The sequence below is a fragment of the Alloscardovia sp. HMSC034E08 genome, from assembly GCF_001813415.1.
GTDB classification, from domain to species: Bacteria; Actinomycetota; Actinomycetes; order Actinomycetales; family Bifidobacteriaceae; genus Alloscardovia; species Alloscardovia omnicolens.
In genome coordinates, this window is record NZ_KV812460.1 from 39,618 (window position 1) to 60,019 (window position 20,402).

General features: G+C 46.1%; 11 protein-coding genes. All 11 read left to right on the forward strand.

The genetic code is table 11. The features are described from left to right. Nucleotides 1–182: 182 nt before the first annotated feature. The 11 genes from HMPREF2909_RS00540 to HMPREF2909_RS00590 all read left to right on the forward strand — a co-directional run bounded on the left by HMPREF2909_RS00540 (nucleotide 183) and on the right by HMPREF2909_RS00590 (nucleotide 20,398). Complete coding sequence (locus tag HMPREF2909_RS00540) at nucleotides 183–698, forward strand: holo-ACP synthase (RefSeq protein ID WP_246815488.1); 516 nt, start codon at nucleotides 183–185, stop codon at nucleotides 696–698. Between the two features lie 44 nt (nucleotides 699–742). Beyond that, complete coding sequence (locus HMPREF2909_RS00545; RefSeq protein WP_022856771.1) at nucleotides 743–1,357, forward strand: isochorismatase family protein; 615 nt, start codon at nucleotides 743–745, stop codon at nucleotides 1,355–1,357. Nucleotides 1,358–1,378: 21 nt separating this feature from the next. Beyond that, nucleotides 1,379–5,638 carry a PD-(D/E)XK nuclease family protein gene (locus HMPREF2909_RS00550; RefSeq protein ID WP_084797175.1) on the forward strand — a complete coding sequence of 1,420 codons (4,260 nt, stop codon included), beginning with the start codon at nucleotides 1,379–1,381 and terminating at the stop codon, nucleotides 5,636–5,638. Beyond that, complete coding sequence (locus tag HMPREF2909_RS08990; RefSeq protein WP_071414836.1) at nucleotides 5,635–9,837, forward strand: UvrD-helicase domain-containing protein; 4,203 nt, start codon at nucleotides 5,635–5,637, stop codon at nucleotides 9,835–9,837. The genes HMPREF2909_RS00550 and HMPREF2909_RS08990 overlap by 4 nt, the downstream gene beginning before the upstream one ends. A 162-nt stretch (nucleotides 9,838–9,999) precedes the next feature. Then, a complete protein-coding gene (locus tag HMPREF2909_RS00560; RefSeq protein ID WP_168165250.1) occupies nucleotides 10,000–11,475 on the forward strand; it encodes an alpha/beta hydrolase in 1,476 nt (491 codons plus the stop codon). A gap of 23 nt (nucleotides 11,476–11,498) precedes the next feature. After that, nucleotides 11,499–14,180, forward strand: a complete 2,682-nt coding sequence (locus tag HMPREF2909_RS00565) for a phosphatidylglycerol lysyltransferase domain-containing protein (RefSeq protein WP_084797177.1) — start codon at nucleotides 11,499–11,501, stop codon at nucleotides 14,178–14,180. Between the two features lie 14 nt (nucleotides 14,181–14,194). After that, a complete protein-coding gene (locus HMPREF2909_RS00570) occupies nucleotides 14,195–14,860 on the forward strand; it encodes a GNAT family N-acetyltransferase (protein WP_071414837.1) in 666 nt (221 codons plus the stop codon). Nucleotides 14,861–14,944: 84 nt separating this feature from the next. Next, nucleotides 14,945–16,234, forward strand: coding sequence for an MFS transporter (locus HMPREF2909_RS00575; RefSeq protein ID WP_071414838.1), 1,290 nt, complete (start codon nucleotides 14,945–14,947; stop codon nucleotides 16,232–16,234). A 383-nt stretch (nucleotides 16,235–16,617) separates the two neighbouring features. Next, nucleotides 16,618–17,358 (forward strand): 4-hydroxy-tetrahydrodipicolinate reductase, encoded by a 741-nt coding sequence (gene dapB / locus HMPREF2909_RS00580; RefSeq protein ID WP_071414839.1) that lies wholly within the window; start codon nucleotides 16,618–16,620, stop codon nucleotides 17,356–17,358. A 66-nt stretch (nucleotides 17,359–17,424) separates the two neighbouring features. Beyond that, nucleotides 17,425–18,321: a 4-hydroxy-tetrahydrodipicolinate synthase gene (gene dapA, locus HMPREF2909_RS00585; protein ID WP_161797683.1), complete on the forward strand. Its 897-nt coding sequence runs from the start codon at nucleotides 17,425–17,427 to the stop codon at nucleotides 18,319–18,321. 163 nt (nucleotides 18,322–18,484) lie between these two features. After that, a complete protein-coding gene (locus tag HMPREF2909_RS00590; RefSeq protein ID WP_071414840.1) occupies nucleotides 18,485–20,398 on the forward strand; it encodes a ribonuclease J in 1,914 nt (637 codons plus the stop codon). Nucleotides 20,399–20,402: the final 4 nt, after the last annotated feature.

Below are 20,402 nucleotides of genomic sequence, written 5' to 3' on the forward strand. Positions count from 1 at the left end.
AAATCCTGTGATTGGCTTTGTCCCGGTATGCAGTGGCAGACGGGTGCATGACGAATAGCGGTTTTACTGGGTTGAGATAGGGATCAGACGGGGATGAGGTTGGTTTTTATCTGTTGGGTGGCGGGTGACGAGAGATGAGATAGATGCAAATTCTTTAGGTCATCAGTGCTACATTTACTCCTATGACGTGTTTAGACGGTGTGGAGAGTATGGCTTGTATTGCGGGTATGGGGCATGACATTGTTGATTGTGTAGCATTTAGTGAGCAAGTGCAGCAGCCGGGAACACGTTTTGAACAGCTTTTTTCTTCACGTGAGCGTTTGCAATGTCGCATGCGTGGCGGTAGTAAAGATGATTACGCACGTCATCTGGCTGTGCGTTGGGCTGGAAAAGAAGCTTTTCTTAAAGCATGGTCGCATGCGCTAAGTCCTGAACTAATAATGCCGTATACTATTGAGGACTTCCCCTGGGCATCTGTTGAAATTGTTAGCGATTCGCTTCGCAGACCTTCTGTATATATAACAGACGACGTGCAGGAGAAATTGTATGCGAGTTTGAGAAATCGTGGCCTTGTAAGTGCTGGGCAAAGTGTGCGATGCCATATATCTGCCAGTCATGACGGCTCTATGGCAAGTGCGGTTGTTCTTCTGGAAATTATGAGTGCGGCGGTTATGAGTACGGCAGTCCATCATACATAGTGATTACAATAAAGAAGTGAGAAAATGAGGTTCGAAGGAGATTCATGCGTGCATTAATTATTGTGGACGTGCAACCAACATTTTGCGAAGGTGGGGAACTGCCTGTACAAGGCGGGAATGCGGTAGCTGAGCGTATTGCTCAGTATGTGCGCGCGCATCGAGAGGACTATACATTCCTCGCTACCACTCAGGATTGGCATATTGAGCCGGGCAATCATTTTAGTAAAACACCTGATTTTATTGATACGTGGCCTCCTCATGGAGTAGCAGGTAGTGATCATGCAGCGCTGCATCAAGATATTCAATATCTCGGAATTACTCGCCATTTTAAGAAGGGTCAGTATAGCGCAGCATATTCGGGTTTCGAAGGTATAGAAGATAATAATAATGCCGTAGAAAGTCGCGAAGCAGTCGAGGCTGCTGAATCTGCTGGACGCACCCTAGAAAATGCTTTACGCGCTGCATCTATTTCTGAGGTTGATGTGTGTGGATTAGCATTGTCTCACTGTGTGAAGGAAACAGCTCTTGATGCTCGTCGTTTAGGCTTTGAAACCCGTGTATTAACGAATTTAAGTGAGCCAGTAAGTCCAGAACAGGGCATTGCCGCCTGCGATATATTACGCGAAAATGGCGTAGAGCTCGTCGAAGTAGAGATTTAATTCACGGTAAGTGGGGTAGACATGGCCAGAGTTTCACCGGAACAAGCATATGTAACGGTGTCAGCGCAGATGAGGGAGCAGGTAGAAAGCAGTCATAGCGGTCAAGATGCTGCGAGCCATGCGCGCGCATGGTTAATTACTGGTGCGCCTCGAAGTGGTAAAACGAGCTTGGCTCTCGATCTAACTGCCCATGCTATTGAACTGTATGGTTCCGATAAAGTGAGCCATATTGTTACTAATCGTTTAGTTGCAGACGATGCAAACCGCGCTTTAATTACACGTCTGACCGTTCTGGGACAGCGCCGTTTAGCTACGACGTTAAGCGCTTTAGCTTTCCGTATTATTGAGGAGCGTCAGCTTCTTGTCGGAGGTCCTGCTCCTAAGCTGCTGAACGGAGCTGAACAAACTGCTTCACTTCGCTCTGTTTTGGATGCTCATATTGAACATGCTCGGTTGGGTGAATTATGTTCAACCTGCATGTTGTTACGCTCGTATTTTTTGGGAGATTCAGCTGCTCATGGCAGTGAAGAAAGTAATCATACGGTTGCAACGCGCGATATGTGTGACGCGGACGTAACGCGTCACTCAGTCGCAACGCGCGATACGGTCAGCCTTTTTGAAAGCTATATAACCCCTACATTCCTGTTGCAATTGCGCGATATGTTCGCCCGCATGAATGAGCTGGGAGCTTCGCACACAATGGAAGACAAAATCCTCCAAGCTCTATCTTCTACCTCAACTGAAGTGATGTCTGCCAGTGCTCTCAGCCATGCTCACACACAAATTGAGCTATCATATGCTTTGCGTAAGGAATATGCTCAGCTGGTTCAAGAACAATATTCAGACCAGTTGCGTTTTGATTCTTCGAGATTGTTGCGCGAAGCGGCATTAACAGTTCGCAATCATGATGGTTCAGAAAACTTGCATTATCCGCGATTTATAGTGGTGGACGATGCTCAAGAGCTTACTTTGGCTGCTATGTTCCTTCTGCAGGAACTGTATAAGGCGGGAGCAAGTATTATTTTCTTGGGAAATCCAGATGAATCCGTGCTGGGTTTCCGTGGCGCTTTTGGAGAGTTTTTCTTCAATCGTGTGTGTGAAACGCAAGTGGATAATGAGGAATCAGAGCAAGCGCATCTGTTCTTAGCACCTGATTTCGCTTGTTTCCAGGCTCAGCGCATTGATTTGCTTAGCAGTGTGCCAAGCGTAGAAGACATGGACTATAAAACACGTATTGCTTCGCGTGTTGCTTTGAATATTCCTGCCACATACTCCACAGATATTCCTTTGACTCAGCGTGTGCATAAGTTCCCTGATTCCATAAATCGCTTGAGCGATATTTTTGACGAAAATGCTCAGAATACACAAGATTCTCAAGATTCTTCGGTGCACACGCATATTTTCCGATCACCACGCGATGAGATGAGTTATATTCTCAAACAGATTATGCGTGAACGAATGCGCACTCCGAAGCCTTCGTGGAACTCTATGGCAATTATTGTGCACGATAATGCTACGGCTCGCGCTTTTGGCCGACGTCTGCAAGATGAGGGCATTCCTGTGCGATTTTCCTCTATTACGAAGCCGCTTGGAGAAGATCCGGTTACTGTGGGCTTGTTCGCTGCTATCGAGTTAGCTCGCTTGTCTGTTGATTCTGTTGATTTGGCTGATTCGGCTGGATCTGCTGGGATTGTTGCGGTTGCTGGGTTTGCTGGTTCTGTTGATATGCTTAATCGTCGCGTTGGACAGTTGATGCGTCAGTTTGCTTCTAGTCCGTTTGCTGTTGGTGACGATAATAAACCGATGAATCTTTCGCATGTGAACGCTTTACTTGAGGCAGTGAGCACGCTGATTCATGCAGCTTCGACTGCGCAAGTGCAGGTGGACTATGATTTTTCGGCTGTACGTGAAGCATGGGATAGTGTGTGTGCGCATGATGGGCAGGGGCGGAACGAAGAATTGCATGCTTCGGCATTAGGGACTTTGATTGTGACGGATGCGCATGGTGTGCGTGCCGAGATTCTCAGTCTTCTCGAAGCTATGGATTCGCAGTATTCCAATGATATGAAGTGCTTGAAACGCTTGATACGCATGATAGATGCTGTGCGTGAGGCAGTAGAGAGTGCGAGCGTTTACGATATTATTGCGATTTTGTGGGCAGCATGGGATGCTGCTGATGTCTCTGACCAGTGGCAGATAAAAGCTCTTGATTTTTCGGACTTCTCCCAACGATTACGCTATAACGAGTGGTTGGATGGAGCCATGCGCTTGTTTGATTATGCGAATCAGAAAGCTTCATCAGTCGGTATAGATGCGTTTATAGAGCGCGTGCGTAATTTAGATATTTCTGCGGATTCTTTGGCTCATTTAGCACCGCTAGATGAAGCAGTTACGGTAACTACGCCGGCGTCTACTGCGGGTGCTCAGTGGGAACAGGTGTGGATGCCAAGCATTCAAGCTGGAGTATGGCCAAATCTTACATTGCGTAATACCATGCTCGGAGCAGATAATTTAGCAGAAATTATTATGACGGGACGGCTGCATCAATCTCCTCATGACCGCATGATTGAAGTGTTACACACCGAGAAACGCAGTTTCTTAGTATCTCTTACGCGCGCTCAGTCTGTTGTTCATATGAGTGCAGTATGGAATGATGAAACCTCTCCATCTGATTTTCTCTATACCTATGCTCCTGAACGTTTCCCTCGCGTTGATGCTTTAGATAAAGCAAACTTTACAGACGTTCCTCTCGTCCAGCTTGCTACCAGCGGTTCGGAAAATCACGATACTCTGGTTAGCACAACCATGACGGATGTTATTCGTCAAGCTCGCGTTATTCTGAGCGAAGAGCTTGCAGACAATCCCGAAGGTTTAAGCGAGCGCGGACGTGATGCTTTAGATACTCTTAGTTATGCGCGTAATAAGGGGTATCGCAGTGCTGTTCCTGAACAATGGGCTTTTACTGATGCTGAAGAAGCAGTTGAGCTACCAAACTTTAGTAAGGGCGAAACCGTTAATTTATCTCCGTCAAGCGTAGAAAAACTGTGGGGATGCCCTATTTGTTATCGTTTGGAGAACCGTTTTGGAGGTCCAACGGCTTCCACAGCGGCCTCGTCTTTCGGTACTCTTATTCATACCATCGCCCAGTGGGCGAGCGAAGAACAGCAGTGTGATAGTAAGGAGTTCTACGCTCGAAAGTTGAAGGAGCTTGGCTCAGATGAAGCAGTTATAGACGCTATAACTAGCATCATGATGGAGCAGTATACGCGGCTGAAAACAGAGCCTAATATTGATAACGTTGCAGATGCTTATCTGAAGGAAATCAATAACGATAAACTAGCTGAGTCAATCCTAAATAATATTGCTACGTATTTTGTGCATGCGCATACAGAAGGTTTAGCAGGGTTGGCAAGCAAAACAGAATTCCATCCACCGTATATGCCTATTGAACATGCAGAAGCAGAGAAGGCTTTCTGTGCGGATATTACATTGGAAGATATACGTTTTGCTTATAATGCTATTCCTGACCGTCCGCATATAAATCGAGAAGAGTTCGAAGAACTTATACGTATGCTGGTCGACGGCATGCCTGAAGGTTTTGATTATAACACGACTGTGCGATTAAAAGGTGTTATTGATCGTGTGGAATGGCATGGTCAAGATAATGGGCGAGACCTTATGTATCTTGTGGATTATAAAACAGTTGCGAAGCCTCATAATATTACACAGCAGTTTAGTAATCTGCAGTTAGCATGTTATCAGCTTGGCATACTTTTTGACCAGCAGGAGCACACGACTGACGAGCAGCGAGCGCAGATTTTCGACAAGGCTCCCAATATTGCCATGTCTGTTCTTTTTGATGTGAAGCATGAAAATTCTCCAGCTGTAACTCGACACGAAGCTTTTGGAAAGTATCAGCCCGCATTATTTGTCAATGGACATCTGGGCTATGAGGTTGCAACACGTTCTTATAATACAAGTCATTGGGGCATGATGAGCGATACGTCAAGTATTCTGGTTGATCCTGATGCTATGGATGCATGGCGTGCGGAAGTAAAAGAGCGCGTAGAAAAAGAAATGGAAGAGAAAGCTGTAGATCGCACTCTTATCTCGCTGAGCTTGGTGGCACGTATTTTTTATGCTGCCGCGGTTTTGCAATCTAATGTTGTTCTTTTAGATGGTCCGCGATCAATACACAAGGTACAGTACTGCAACTTTAAGCATGTATGTTCGGCGTGTGCAGGAGGAGATATTTCGGTTATGGAGGAGTGGCTAGCATGACAGAGATTACATATACTCCTGAGCAGAATGCTGTTATTTCGGCAGATACTTACGCCAGTATGCTGATTGTGGCAGGAGCTGGATCGGGAAAAACTTTTACCATGACCCAGCGTATTATTGCGCTGATTAAGCAGGGCGTATCTCCTGAGAAAATTTTAGGTTTAACATTTACGAAGGCTGCTGCAACAGAACTGCTCACGCGCGTATCTTCCCAGGTTTATGTTCACCGCGCTCATACACGCCAAGATGAGGAAACTGATGCAGATTCTGCATTTCTTAAGCCCGAAGTCTATACGTACGATGCATTTTTCCAGTCGATTGTGCGTCAATTCGGTTTGCTTGTGGGAATGGATCCTCAGACTGTTCCGCTGAGTGAAGCTGGAACATATCAGCTTATCGATAGCGTTATTCAGGAACATATTCGTGAGGCGTTAACGGCTATAGAAGATGCAGAAAGCACTGATTTAGACGATGACACTGAAGATATAGGGTCATACGGGACATTTGTTTCTGAAGTTTTGAGTTTATCGGATGCTATTAGCGCTAGCATGATTGATTCTGATTGCACGAGTATTGATGAGGCTGTTGAACGTGTAGAGAGCTGGGATAGTGCGTTTATTGAGCACATCAATGGGATTATTGATAACGAGTACCCCGCGGAAAAAGATCTTCCTAATTTCGGTGAGAAGGTCAAATTATCTGGAGCGAAAACTGAAAGAGGTTTTCAAAAGTGGATTGATGAGAAGAGCCGTGATTATCTTGCATACCTTCTCGTAGATTTACGAAAAAATACAAGTAGACGCTCACTATTGCTCAAATATGTGAAACTGTTTCACCAGAAAAAACAAGAATTACATGTGGCACAGTTCGCAGATTTTACGATTGCAGCTATGCAATTAGTGGAACGTTTCCCTTGGATTGGGCAGTATTATCGCTCCCGATTTACTCACGTCTTTCTTGACGAATATCAGGATTCTTCAACTGTTCAAGCCAACCTCATAGCCCGCCTTTTCGCACCACAAGGTGTTCACGCACCATCTGCGAGTGCTCTCACTGCAGTAGGAGACCCGTATCAGGCCATCTATGCATGGCGTGGCGCAGCCCCAGGCGCTTTCGTGAACTTCCTACGAGCCACACAAGCCCCATCGCCATTGTCTTTAAGTGCCAGTATGCGCAATCCTCTCATTGTGCTCGATATGGCGAATATGCTCACCAATCCGCTACGTATCGGTCATAAAGATGTGTATAACCGTGAAGGCAGCATCGCTTTGCATGAGGTGGACGTCAAAAAGCTATCCGTTTTCACGCCGCAGAGCGCAAAATCCGCTGAGACGCGCGCCGAAAGCCAGGAATCGCAGCGCGCCGAAAGCCAAGCATCACACAGCGCAACCCAAACCCCACAGCACACGAAAAACGTAGATTCAGAGAGAAGGCAAACCTCCGAACGCCAAGGCAGCTTCGCCGCCCTCATATACCATACGAAACGTCAAGAAATAGACGGGGTAGTGCGCTATGCAAAGGCTGCAATCGAACGCAGTAAAAGCGAAAATAATCAGCGCATTGCTCGCGGTCAGAAGGCTCAAGCGGGTCCTTATGTTGCTGTTCTGATGCGCGCTAAAACTCATATGGCGCAATATGCGCAAGCGCTTACTGAAGCTGGTTTAACCGTGCAGGTCGATGGCATCAACAGTGTTCTTGACCGTCCAGATGCACAAGACATGCTGTATGTGCTTAACTGTGTGAGCAATCATGCAGAATCTACAGCTTTAGTCAATCTGCTTGCTAGCACTCGCTATGCGTTGACAACCGAGGATTTGCAGTCCCTTTCGCGTGCTGCATCCGCCTATAATACGTCTATTTCTGAGCGTTTAGCCGCACATGTTGGCTTGCATCAGCAGGAAGTATCTTCTCGCAATCACGATACGCCAGTAATCATGACTTTGGTAGATGTGTTGTTAAGCGATAATCTCTCATGGATTCTCGACACCCATTTCCACGGCAGTGAGCGCGCTCGAACTCGCGTTAGTCAATGTGCTGCCATGTTGCGTAAGGTAGAAGCTGCCCAGAATATGGGGGTGGAGAAGTGCATACGAGTTGCTGGCGAAGAACTAGGATTAGATATTGATATTGCAGTAGCATATGCAATGTCTCGAGCGAAAAAACTGACTAAGGAAGCTGCTGCACTCTCCAGTATCGACACTTTAGTAGACTTAGCGCATACCTATGCTGACGAGCTGATAGATGGGCAAAGCGAAAGTCTGTCGGGTTTTCTCGCATGGCTTCATAATCAGAAGGGCTCTGCTTTACCAAAGAATCCAACAATTATTGGTTCAGATAATGCAGACATTATTATATGTACTATTCACCACGCCAAAGGTTTGGAATGGGATAGTGTGATTATTCCTTCAATGGAACAAAACAGTTTCCCTTCTAGCCAAGGCAGTGGTCTCAAAATAGAGCAGGCATTGCCTGAAGGTCCTGTTCCTTTCGGTCAATATGATGCGTCCGCGAAAACGTGGCTCTCTGATCCTTCTGCAGTGCCAAATCCTGTGCGCAGCGATAAAGATGCTGTCTCTCATTTTGCAGATGCTACAGAATTTAATCAGTTCATTCCAAACGCAGCCGTTTTAGAAAAACTTGTTTATAATCAGATTCGTCTACCAAAGCGCGAAGAGCTGAGCGAAAAGATGAGTATTCGTGAGGAAAGCGCTCAAACTGTGTTGGAAGATGAACGTCGTTTAGCATACGTTGCCCTCACTCGCGCTAAACGAGATGCCATTATGCTCGGGTATGTAGAGAAGGAGTCAGACGCGCTCGATGCGTTTGCACCTGTCCGTTTTACTCCGCAAGGTCAGGGAGATCCGAAAACCCAGCAAAATATTGAAAATATGAACGGTATTTCTATCTTCCTTGCAGAATGCCATGAGTATCTCGCTTCCGAAACTTTAGGCGATGAACAGTGGAGAGATACGAAGATAGAAGCGAGCAGCTTAGCTCAGAACTTTGAATTTGATAATACTCCATACGGTTTTTTCGTGGGAGATTTAGCAGATTATTATGCGCATGAAACTGTTTACAATGCTTTGGAAGCCGCTTGCTCTGCACAGCAGCGCACGGAGGGCGAGCTTTATATGCATCCTCGCATGCTGAATAGTGCAATAGGACAGACTCTGGAACGTACAAAACAAGCTGTTGAGCAGCATACACATACGCGCTCGCTGGACGATGCTGGTGAGCAGACGAACGCACACGCCGAGCAGCACAAGAGTGCGACGAGTCTGCTTGATACAGCCGTGCGTGTGCATGAAACTATCAGCACTTTAGGATATGTGCACAGCGCTCAGGTTGAAGCAACTGGCAATCAACAGAACGCACACAATAAGCCAAGTTCAGACGATCAACTTATTGCTCAAGCCAAGCGTATTCAGTTATCACGCAATACCTCAGTTACCGCAGTACAGCGCGAGCTGGGAGAACAGAGTAATACATCGTCTGCGTTCCAACAGCTTCAACGCGCTCGCGCTATTATGAGACCTGTGCCATCACGCGCAGTTTATGAGAGTAATGCTCAGCTGTCGGCCGCTACTTTAGGTACTGTTTTCCATGCTTTTGCTCAACGATACTTTACTCCTGAGCAGGAGAGGGACGATGATTTTGCGCAGCTACGTGCTTCTATGTGTGAAGAGGTAGCGACTGAGCAGCCAGACAGCGCTTTAGATAAACAGATGCATGACTGGAAACAGCGGTTAATCAGCAGTGTTTTTGATCCGCAAGACTGTGTGGGAACAGAAGTTCCATTTGCTTATGCAGTGCGTTCTACAGGGCAGACCGTTGTTGGCATTATCGATGCTGTTTTTGCAGGACAAGTGCTGGACGATTCACCAATTTCTCAACATGCGCGCGAGAATAACACAACAATTTCCTACACGATTATTGACTGGAAAACAGGGCATAAGCCTTTAACTGCTCAAGAACGCGATGAGAAGTTGTTGCAAATAGATATGTATCGTGAAATTTGGGCTACATTGCGAGGCATAAGTGTAGACCAAGTGGACGCTGCCTTGTACTATGTAAGTGAAGCTGATGAGAGTAACAGAGTGCTTTATGCTCACTATAAGAGTGCACAGCAGATAGAAGAGCTTTTCCAAACACAAGTAGACAATAAAGCGGACAATAAAACTGTTTCACAATACGATTAACGTTGTTCGTCATGCGAAAGTGCAGATGGAAATGCATCAAGGGGTATTCCTGATTCTTGTGAGAGTTTACCCCTAAATTTTTATTCATTTCAATAAAGATTTTGATAACCCGTCGCTATGCGAGTATTGTGTGGTGAGTTTGAACAATATATAGAGGCACGAATGAATAACTGGTTTTTGAATATTTATATTGACAGAGGGTGGGTGATGTGGACGGCTATTGCCATCACAACAGCCCTTGTTCTTCTCCTTCTTCCTATCGGACATAAGCAGGTAGTTCTCGCGCATCAGCATGAGCAAGCAAATAACGCACAAGAAGCTCATGCGCGTCAATCAGGATGGTGGCAACGCCATTGGTATACAATTATTGCTGCGCAAGTCTTTTGGACAGTTCTTATGGGTGTGCTTGGATGGATTATTGTGTATCTACTGTCCAATGTTTTTGTTGTTTTTGGCGTAGGCCTGGGAGACAAAGTCTTTATGCGTGTGGCATGCGGATTTGCAGGTGTGGGCTACGCTATCAGTTCCGCAGTTATGTATCGAGGATGGCGCAGAACAATAGCTTTTTGTTTAATTCCAGCAGCAATTGTCTTAAGTGCTCTGCAAGTCAATGCAGCGTATGGTCAATACTCGACTGTTCGTGATGTGCTTGGCATGCCACATTTTACTGAAGCACACAGCTTTCCTCGCGCTACCACAAGTGTTGATGACTATCTGGAAAAAGTAAAAGCAGGTAGCATTGAAGTTCCCAAGCATGGTCGCATTCATAGTGTAGCTATTCCAGCTACTGAATCACATTTCAAAGCCCGCCATGCAACAGTATATATTCCTCCAGCGGCATTAACGAAGGATGTTCCGTTCCTACCTGTTCTTATGTTTTTGCCAGGTCAGCCAGGAAATCCAAGCACGTTTTTCACGGCAGGACATATGGGGGAGATTGCTGACGCTTATGCATCCAAACATCATGGTTTAGCGCCGGTTATTATTTCACCTGATCAGCTGGGCAACCGCTTCCATAACACTTTGTGCGCAGACACTATTAAATACGGGAAAGCACAAACGTACCTCATGAAAGACGTGGTTAATTGGATGGAAAAGAAACTTCCAGTCACCACAAATCATAAGCAGTGGGGAATTGGAGGATTTTCTCAAGGAGGCACTTGCTCAGTAGAGTTAGGTCCAGCATATCCGCATCTTTTCCATTACGTTATTGATGTTGCCGGTGAAGATGGGCCTCATGCAGGCTCCGCTCAAAACATGATTGAGAACTATTTCGGCGGTAATAAAGCTGCTTACAAGCGTCATCTGCCAAAAAATACCTTCTCTTCTCATCCATATCAAGGTCAGCGCATTATTTTCGGCGCAGGACAGCTCGATACTTTAGGTCAGGCAAACTGCCGTAATGTCAGTCAATACGCTCGGCAAAACGGGTGGTCTATTCAATCCGTTATGTCGTATGGTTCAGCACATGATTGGACGACTGTTCGCGCAGTTACGACGTATGCTCTTGCTGATTTTGGGTATATGAACGGTTTGGGTGATAAACCTGATTTCAGTTCGTTCAAGGGCATAACGCATATTGCAGGTATTGAACCGACCGCGCATCATGCGCATACATCACGCAATACTCAACACTGATGCTCGATACTTAGGAGTAAAGAATGACGGACACAGTAGAGAAAAAAGAACAGGTCGCCCGCAGTAATCACGATAGTCGTAATAATAGCGATAAAAAGAAGCGTAAAAGCCGCGGTATTGCTCAATCGGTGGGCACAATCCTTTTGGACGTAATTAAGTTTCTTACCGACCGCCCACTGACTTTGTGTATGGCAGGTCTGTTTGTGCTTGTTAATATCGCTATGCGTATTGCATGGGATGCCAGTATTATCGGGCCGAAATACGATTCCGTTATTAGCCCGTTCTCGAAGGTGAATAAATTCCCGGGAGAGTTCTTTAACGTAACTTTGCGTGATTTGCATGGTTATGGATGGGCACGCAGTTTAGGCACAATATTTATTGTGAACACGGTGACCGGTCTTGTTGTAGGCGTTTTCGTGATTATTGCCTTGTTTGGTGTAGCAGAATCCAAATTGGGGTGGCTTAAAGCTCTTACTGTGTCTGTGGTGAGCACAACTATCGGCTTATCCTCAGCATTTGGTTTATATTTTGCCGCGTATTCAGGCACTCATCGTTGGGCAGCGCTGAGCAGATTCCCGTTAAATTATGGTATTACTGTGTTGGTTATTGGCGCTTTTATGGCTGCTTCATCAACGATGAATGCTCTGTGGCAGCGTCGTATTTCTATTGTGATTTATGCCGTCATGATCACACTGATTTTATATCGTGGAGCATTTATTGATTACGCTATTATTTTGAGCGCTTTTATTGGCCATATGTTTGGCTATATGATTTCGAGCAATAATTTATCGCAGGTTGTGTCTGCATACCGCTATATCGGTGTGGTTGAACGTCGCCGTATTTTAGCTGTTGTGTATACGGTTTTTGCCACTGGTCCGCTGGTAGCAGCTTTCTCCCGCGTGCACGCTGGGCCGCTCTCATCCTTAGGTATGCTTTTGAGCGCTGATTCCGTTAGTGCATCGCATCATATTACGTGTGAGAATAATTCTTTGGGAGCAGACTGTCTTATTTTCCATCGTGCTTTGGGCGCTGACCGCGTTTTGAGCATGACCTTAAGTATTATGCTACTTCTCGTTATGCTTACTATTGCTTGGGGATTATTGCGAGGATTAAGAGTAGCAGCCTGGTCTGCGATTGTTTTGAACGCTATGATTGCGTTGACAACATCAGGTTTTTATATTTTCTTACCTCTGACGCGGGATACTGCTGTAGATGTGTCCTTCGCTGAACGTATCAAGTTTGTTGTATCTAATGGAGGTCTTTTTAACCTCGCACTTATGGCAATTATGACTATTGGTTTTATTATTGCCATTGTTGTGAACTTTGAATCTTTCCCTTATGCCACTAACCGTTCACGCCTCATAAATGGCGGCGGTATTATTGGTTTTTCGGCTGTCACTCTTATTGGCTTGTGCATTATGCTTTCGAGTGATTCTGTGAAATGGTCAACAAGTTTCGGTCGCATTGTGCTCGACTGTATTGCTTTGTGCCTCAATATTTTGTTGCATTTCTTCCCTATGGGCTTCTTGCGTCACACCTGGGGAATGGAACATGGTGTGCTCAATTCCTCTACTGGTATTTGGATGATTCAGCTGAGTGGTTTAATCTTCTGGCTGATTGTTGAAGGCGTTTTCCTGCGATGGTTTAGCACTGTAACAGCAAGTAAGAACGAACAGAGCGCTCACGTGGATGCAGTATTGCGCAAGGGCGGTGAATCCATGTCGTTTATGGCAACATGGGACGGGAACCGTTACTGGTACAGCAAAGACGGAAACACAGCTATTGCTTACCGCGTATACCTCAATATTGCTATTGCTGTAACAGGCGCTTTCGGTACTCCAAGCGCATACGAGCAGGCTCTTAAAGAGTTTACTCAGTTCTGTGAAGAACACGGTTGGACTCCTGTTATGTACAGTGTGCATAATAATCAGCGAGAAATCCTCGAAAACTGGGGATGGAACTCTCTAGACGTGGGTACGGAAATGATTATTAATCCGCGTGAATGGAAAACCACAGGAAAGAAGTGGCAAGATATTCGCACGGCTATTAATAAAGCAAAACGTGAAGGTATTACTGACGTTCTATCTACTTTTAAAGCTGAACCGATCGAAATCCGTCAGCAAATCATGGATATTTCTGAGGAATGGACGGAAGAAAAGGCTCTGCCGGAAATGAAGTTTACGCTCGGCAGTGTAGAAGAACTGATGGATGAGCGCGTAAAAATTCTCTATGCTATCGATGAACAAGGAGTAGTGCAGGCCGTAACCAGTTGGATGCCAACTTACCGTGACGGAGTTATTGTGGGATGGACGCTTGATTTCATGCGTCACCGCGATAACAGCATGAAGGGTATTATGGAGTACCTGATTGCACGTATGGCAGAACGGCTGCATGACGACGAGAATAGCACTGTTGAATTCCTGAGCTTGTCGGCTGCTCCGTTATCGGGGATGGCTGTGCATGATGGGCAATCTGAACTTCTGTCGCATACCTTGGAATTAGTGGGTAAATTGCTTGAACCAGCTTACGGTTTCAGCTCCTTATTCTTCTTTAAGAAGAAATTCCAACCACAAGAAGATCATGTATTTATTGTGTATCCTGATTCTGCGAAACTATTACAGGTATCGTTAGCAATTAGTCATGCGTATTTGCCACAGATATCGGCAAGTGATTTGATTACATTGTTAAAAACAATGCGAGGATGAGGATAGTGTGATTTATGAAAGATAGCGTTCATCTGCGTGCAGTACGTTCGAGTGATATTGCACAGTTAGCTACCATCATGTTTGACACGTGGTATGCGCAGGATAGTCAAGAGGCAACTGCGCAGCAGCGAGAACTGTTACATTCCATGGCACTATTCGACGTTGCACACTACTGCGAAACATCTACGCACGTCATGGTTGCTGTAGATGATGACTCGCATATTCCTGATATGGATATTCTCGGTGTAGCTATGTGGCGCAACGATACTGACTGGGAGCAGGGGATTAATCAAAAAGACGTGGTGAGCAATGACCTCAATGCTATTGCGAAGTTGCGTTCTTCGTCTGCACAGTTCAACCTGATGATGGAAGAATTTGAAGCAGATGCGGCACGTACACTAGAGCTTGCTGAGGCAGCCGCTCAATCCAGTGGCGCAGAACTGCGCTTATTTATGATTGCTCAACACGCTCGAGGGCTCGGAGTTGGGAAGTGTTTGCTCGGCAGCGCTGAAAGTTCCATGCGTCTAAGTGGCGCTCAGCGTTATTATCTGTATACTGATAGTGAATGTGACTACAGCTTCTACGATCATCGTGGAATGACTCGAGCCACACAAGCTCTTCAGGTTCCAGGACCTGGAGGAAAAATTGTAGATAAATATATTTATATGCAAAACTTGTAGCCCGACTTGAGGCGCATGTAACACGGTATGTTTTCATACGCGCAGACTCATCGGTGACACAAAGAGTGAAAGCTAGGATAAGAAGTGTATAAAAAGATCTTCTCTATTCCTGGCGCCGCCGCTTTCTGCGTCTCCGCAGGAATGGCGCGCGCTACAATGTCAACCATTGGTTTAAGCATGATTTTGTGCTTAAACAATATTTATAACGAGTGGACCTCTGCTGGCATTATGAGTGCTGTGTATGTTATTTCTGCAGCAGTGGTTACTCCTCTTTACGCAAAACTTTTCGATACCTTTGGGCAAAAACGTGTGGGATTAATCGTTGCACCTGCACAGTTTGCTGCTCTGCTCACCTTTGCAGTCGCAGCGTATATGCGTGCACCTTTAGCCCTGCTCTTCGGACTTGCTGTAGTAGTGGGACTGAGCATGTATTCGGTGGGAGCAGTGGTGCGAACACGCTGGGCATGGGTTTTGCGTGATAAACCAGAAGCGTATTTGAACACTGCTTATGCTTTAGAATCTGCTGTGGACGAACTGATTTTTATTATCGGTCCTATTGTGGCTGCGTCCATCGCAACAAGCTTCCCGCCAGTATCTACCGTTATTCCGTTTATACTTTTCGGCGGCATCAGCTTTATCGGTTCGCTCATTTTCTACAACCTCAAATCTTCAACGCCTCCAGCTGTGAAGACCATGCGTAATGTGGATGTGAATAATGTTGAACCAGCATCGGCTCATATGTCTGCTGTGCTGCGCGATCGCAATATTCTGTTCTATCCAGGCGTACTCATGCTCACCATTGCAATTGTGCTGTTCAATTCCACTTTCTCGGCATTTGACGTAACGATGACTGCTGTTATGAAGAGCGTGGGACTATACCACTACACTGGATTTATGCTTGCAACCATTGCTATTGGTTCGCTTATTGGTGCGCTTATTTTCGGTTCACGCTCGCATACACACAATCCGTGGATGCGCATGATTGGTTTCATGATCTTGCTTGCTGCCGGCATTTCGGGCGTGGCATTTAGTGTGCAATGGTTGTTTGTTGCAGCCCTGTGGGGAGTATTCGCAGGACTTTTCGTAGCACCAACCTATGCCTCTGCCAATATGATTGTTCGAGAAATTGCTCCGGCTAATAAGCTGACCGAAGGATTAAGCTGGGTATCTACAGGTGGAACAGTAGGTGCTTCTTTAGGCTCGGCAATGAGCGGTATTTTCCTCGACAATTTGGGAAATAATGCCACCTTACACACTTTGTGGTTATGTGCTGTTTTGGCTATACCATTCTTCTTCCTCGGATACCTCCAAGTGCGTTCTTTCGAAAAGAAGCACGGCGCTCTAGCTGCGGGTGCAGAAGATAGGTTAGAGTAACTGGGATGGCTGGAACAGCTGCTCAAGTGGTTGTTGTGCGTGGGTTTGCTGCTATATAAGCGGCAAACCCACCTTTTATGTGCGCGCTCTTGGGGGGGGGCTGGGTGGTGTCATATGCGGTTTTCTGTTCCAATCCGCTTTTACCAGGACTGATGTAGTTGATCATCCGATAATCAACTTAACCGATTAATACACTTACTGTGCCACTTTTGACGCACAAAAATGGCTTCAAAACTGGCGTAACGGTTGCGCATATCGCCTGCGCACTCCACCAGCACACGCTCCCGCACCCGCGCCCACATCCACCGCCATGTGTCGCACTTCAATTGCATAATGCAATCAAAAGAAAAGCGAGCAAAACTGAGCAAAAGCAAGGAGATAAAATGATTCGTGTTTCTGTTATTGGCGCTCAAGGTCGTATGGGTAGTCATGTAGTCGCAGCAGTGAATGCTGCGCGAGACATGCAATTGGTTCATGCTCTCGACCGCGACGATGATTTGAACATCATCAGCACAGATAATACAGACGTCGTTGTGGAGTTTTCTGTTCCAGATGCTAGTTTGAAAAATGTACTTGCCATGGTTAACAAGAATGTGAATGTTGTGGTGGGTACTACGGGTTGGACCGAAGAGAAAATGGATACTGTGCGCGAAGCACTCGAAGAGCATTCAAATATCAGCGTATTTATTGCTCCTAACTTTGCTATCTCCACAGTGCTTGCCGAGCATTTCGCCACACAAGTAGCCAAGTATTTCGAGTCAGCGGAAATTATTGAACTGCATCATCCAGATAAAGTTGATGCGCCAAGCGGAACAGCTTTGCACACAGCTCACAAAGTAGCTGCAGCACGTAAGGCTGCGAATATGCCTGAAATCCCAGATAATACACAGACAGATGGCGGTTCACGCGGTCAAGTCGTTGAAGGTATTCATGTGCATGCTGTGCGTTTGCGCGGTCTGAACGCTCATGAAGAAGTTCTGTTTGGAAATGCGGGAGAGCAGTTAGTTATTCGTGCTGACTCCTTCGACCGTACGTCCTTTATGCCGGGCGTTTTGCTGGCTGTACGTCATGCAGGCGAAAAGCCGGGGCTGAGCGTCGGCTTGGATAACTACTTAGATTTATAAACGTAGAGAAGAAACTATTGCGTTAAGTCAATGCCAAAGGGTACTTTGAATATCATGACTACCGAGATGCATCTGTTAGAAAGTGCGCCATTCGGACGAGTAATCCCAGCTATGGTTACTCCAATGAAGGCGGATGGAACTGTTGATTACGAAGCTGCTCAAGTATTAGCTAAGCACCTCGTTGAAGATGGGGCAGATGGCATCCTACTTAATGGAACTACAGGAGAATCTCCAACCACGCACCTTGAAGAGAAGATTGACCTTGTGCGTGCGGTAAAAGAAGTAGTGGAGGTTCCTATCCTCACCGGAGCAGGATCAAATGATACCGCTCACTCCGTGCGCATGGCTGAACATATTCAGGAAGCTGGAGCAGACGCTCTGCTCATTGTTGCGCCATACTACTCTCGTCCTTCCCAAGAAGGCATTTATCAGCACTACAAGGCTGTAAATGACTCCTCGGACGTGCCAGTAGTTATTTATGATGTGCCAGGACGTACCGGCGTGCGTATTTCCACGGAAACTTACGTACGTTTGGCAGGATTATCGCAAGTTAAAGCTGTAAAGGACGCGACTGGCGATTTGGCTGCTGCGGTGGTCAAGAAAATGGAAACAGGCTTAGCTTGGTATTCTGGTGATGATGGCGTCTATCTGCCATTTCTCTCTATTGGTGCTGTGGGTATTATTTCTGTGATTGCTCACGTAGCATCAGGACCATTGCGCGATTTAACAAACGCTTTTAATGAGGGGCACATTCTAGAAGCTCAGCGTATTGCTGTGCAATTAGCTCCTCTTGTTGGCGCTTTGAACGGTGACGGTTTCCAAGCAGTTATGGCTAAAGCTGCTTGCCATGTACAAGGATATATGGATAGCACTGCTATGCGTTTGCCAAATGTGGGTCCTCATCAGGCACAGTTGGAGAAGGCACGCGAAGGAATGCGTGCAGCAGGAGTTCTCAAAGCATAGCGCTCAAGCATAGCTCGCCATAGTAGCGGCTACAAGCTACCCAGTATGTAAATCTAAAAGGGTAGCCAGAGCCGTACACAAGAACATTAAGTAGTTTGAGGTAGTGGATTAGGCTTACAACGAGTTCGGCGAGACGAACTCACCATAAAACGAAAGGTTCATAATGCCTTCCACTCAAGGAAAACAAGGAACACAAGAAAAGAAGACGCAACGTGAAAACTCACGTTCAGCGTCTACAACAGCAAAAAAGAAAACGTCTACGCGCGCTCAAGCTAAATCAACGGCGAAGAGCACGCGCCCACGCACTAACCGCAAGAACAACGGTCCAGTGCGTTCTGTTAATGCGCAAGCAAATCCTCATACCACGTCGGATGGCAAGCCATTAATTGCTCCTCCTAAGTATCGCAAGGGCTCTATGCGCATTGTTCCGCTCGGCGGTTTGGGAGAAATCGGTCGTAATATGAATGTGATCGAATATAACGGTCATATTCTTCTTATTGACTGCGGTGTGCTGTTCCCTGAAGAAGAGCAGCCAGGTGTTGATTTAATTTTGCCTGATTTCAACTACATTAAAGATCGTCTCGATAAAGTTGAGGCTTTGGTTCTTACCCATGGTCATGAAGATCATATTGGCGGTGTGCCATATTTGCTGCGTTTACGTAAAGATATTCCTCTTATCGGTTCTCAGCTTACCTTGGCTTTGGTTGAAGCAAAGTGCAATGAGCATCGCATTAACCCAATCTTAAAGCCTGTTCAGGGGCGAGATAAGATGAAGGTGGGTGCTTTTAACCTTGAATTTATTACAGTTACGCATTCTATTCCAGATGCCTTAGCGGTTTCTGTGAAAACCCCTGCAGGTCATATTATTGATACGGGCGATATGAAGCTCGATCAGCTGCCTTTGGATCATAAGATTACTGATTTACGTCAGTTCGCTAAGTTGGGTGAGCAGGGCGTTGATTTGCTTATGTCTGACTCGACGAACGCAGAAGTTCCAGGTTTCGTGAAGCCAGAAACCACGATTGGTCCAGCATTGGATCGTGCTTTTGCTGAAGCAAGCCGCAAGATTATTGTGGCAAGCTTCTCTTCGCATGTTCATCGCGTACAGCAGGTTGTTGATGCTGCTCATAAGCATGGGCGCAAGGTTGTTTTCGTGGGACGCTCGATGGTACGTAATATGGGTATTGCTGCCGACTTGGGCTATCTGCATTTGCCAGAAGATACCGTTGTAGATCTCAAGAAAGCACATGATATTCAAGACAATAAGATTGTATACATGTGTACAGGTTCTCAAGGTGAGCCAATGGCAGCTTTGGGACGTATTGCTGATGGCAATCATCCAGATATTTCCGTGGGAGAATTCGATACCGTTATTTTGGCAAGCTCCCTGATTCCAGGTAACGAACACGGAGTGTATAAGGTTATTAACAAGCTCACACGCTTAGGTGCTCGCGTAGTTAACAAGGATAACGCTGCTATTCACGTGTCTGGTCACTGCGATGAAGGCGAATTGCTGTACTTCTACAATATCGTGCAGCCAAAGTCAGCAATGCCTATTCACGGTGAGCATCGTCACTTGGTGGCTAACGGTTTAATCGCTGTGAAAACAGGTGTGGATCCTCATAACGTCGTTCTTGCAGAAGACGGTGATGTGGTCGATTTGTATAAAGGTCATGCTGCTGTTGTGGGTTCTGTGCCTTGCGGATACGTATATGTAGATGGTCAATCAGTCGGCGAGATCGGCGAAGAAGAACTCGAAAAGCGTCGTATTCTCTCAGAAGAGGGCTTCGTATCATCTTTCCTCGTTGTCGATACAGATACACAAGAAGTTATTAGCGGTCCAAAAATTTATCTGAATGCTGTAGCAGAAGATGAAAGCGATTTCGAGGAAGTGCGCTCACGCATCGTTACAGATGTAGAAGATGCTTTAATCCGCGGAACGCGCGATACCCACCAGTTGCAGCAAATCATGCGTCGCACTTTGGGAGGCTGGATTGCTCGCAAGTTCAAGCGCCGTCGTCCAATGATTGTGCCTGTCGTTGCAGACGTGGCACAAGATGTGCATCCAAAACAGTAAGTAA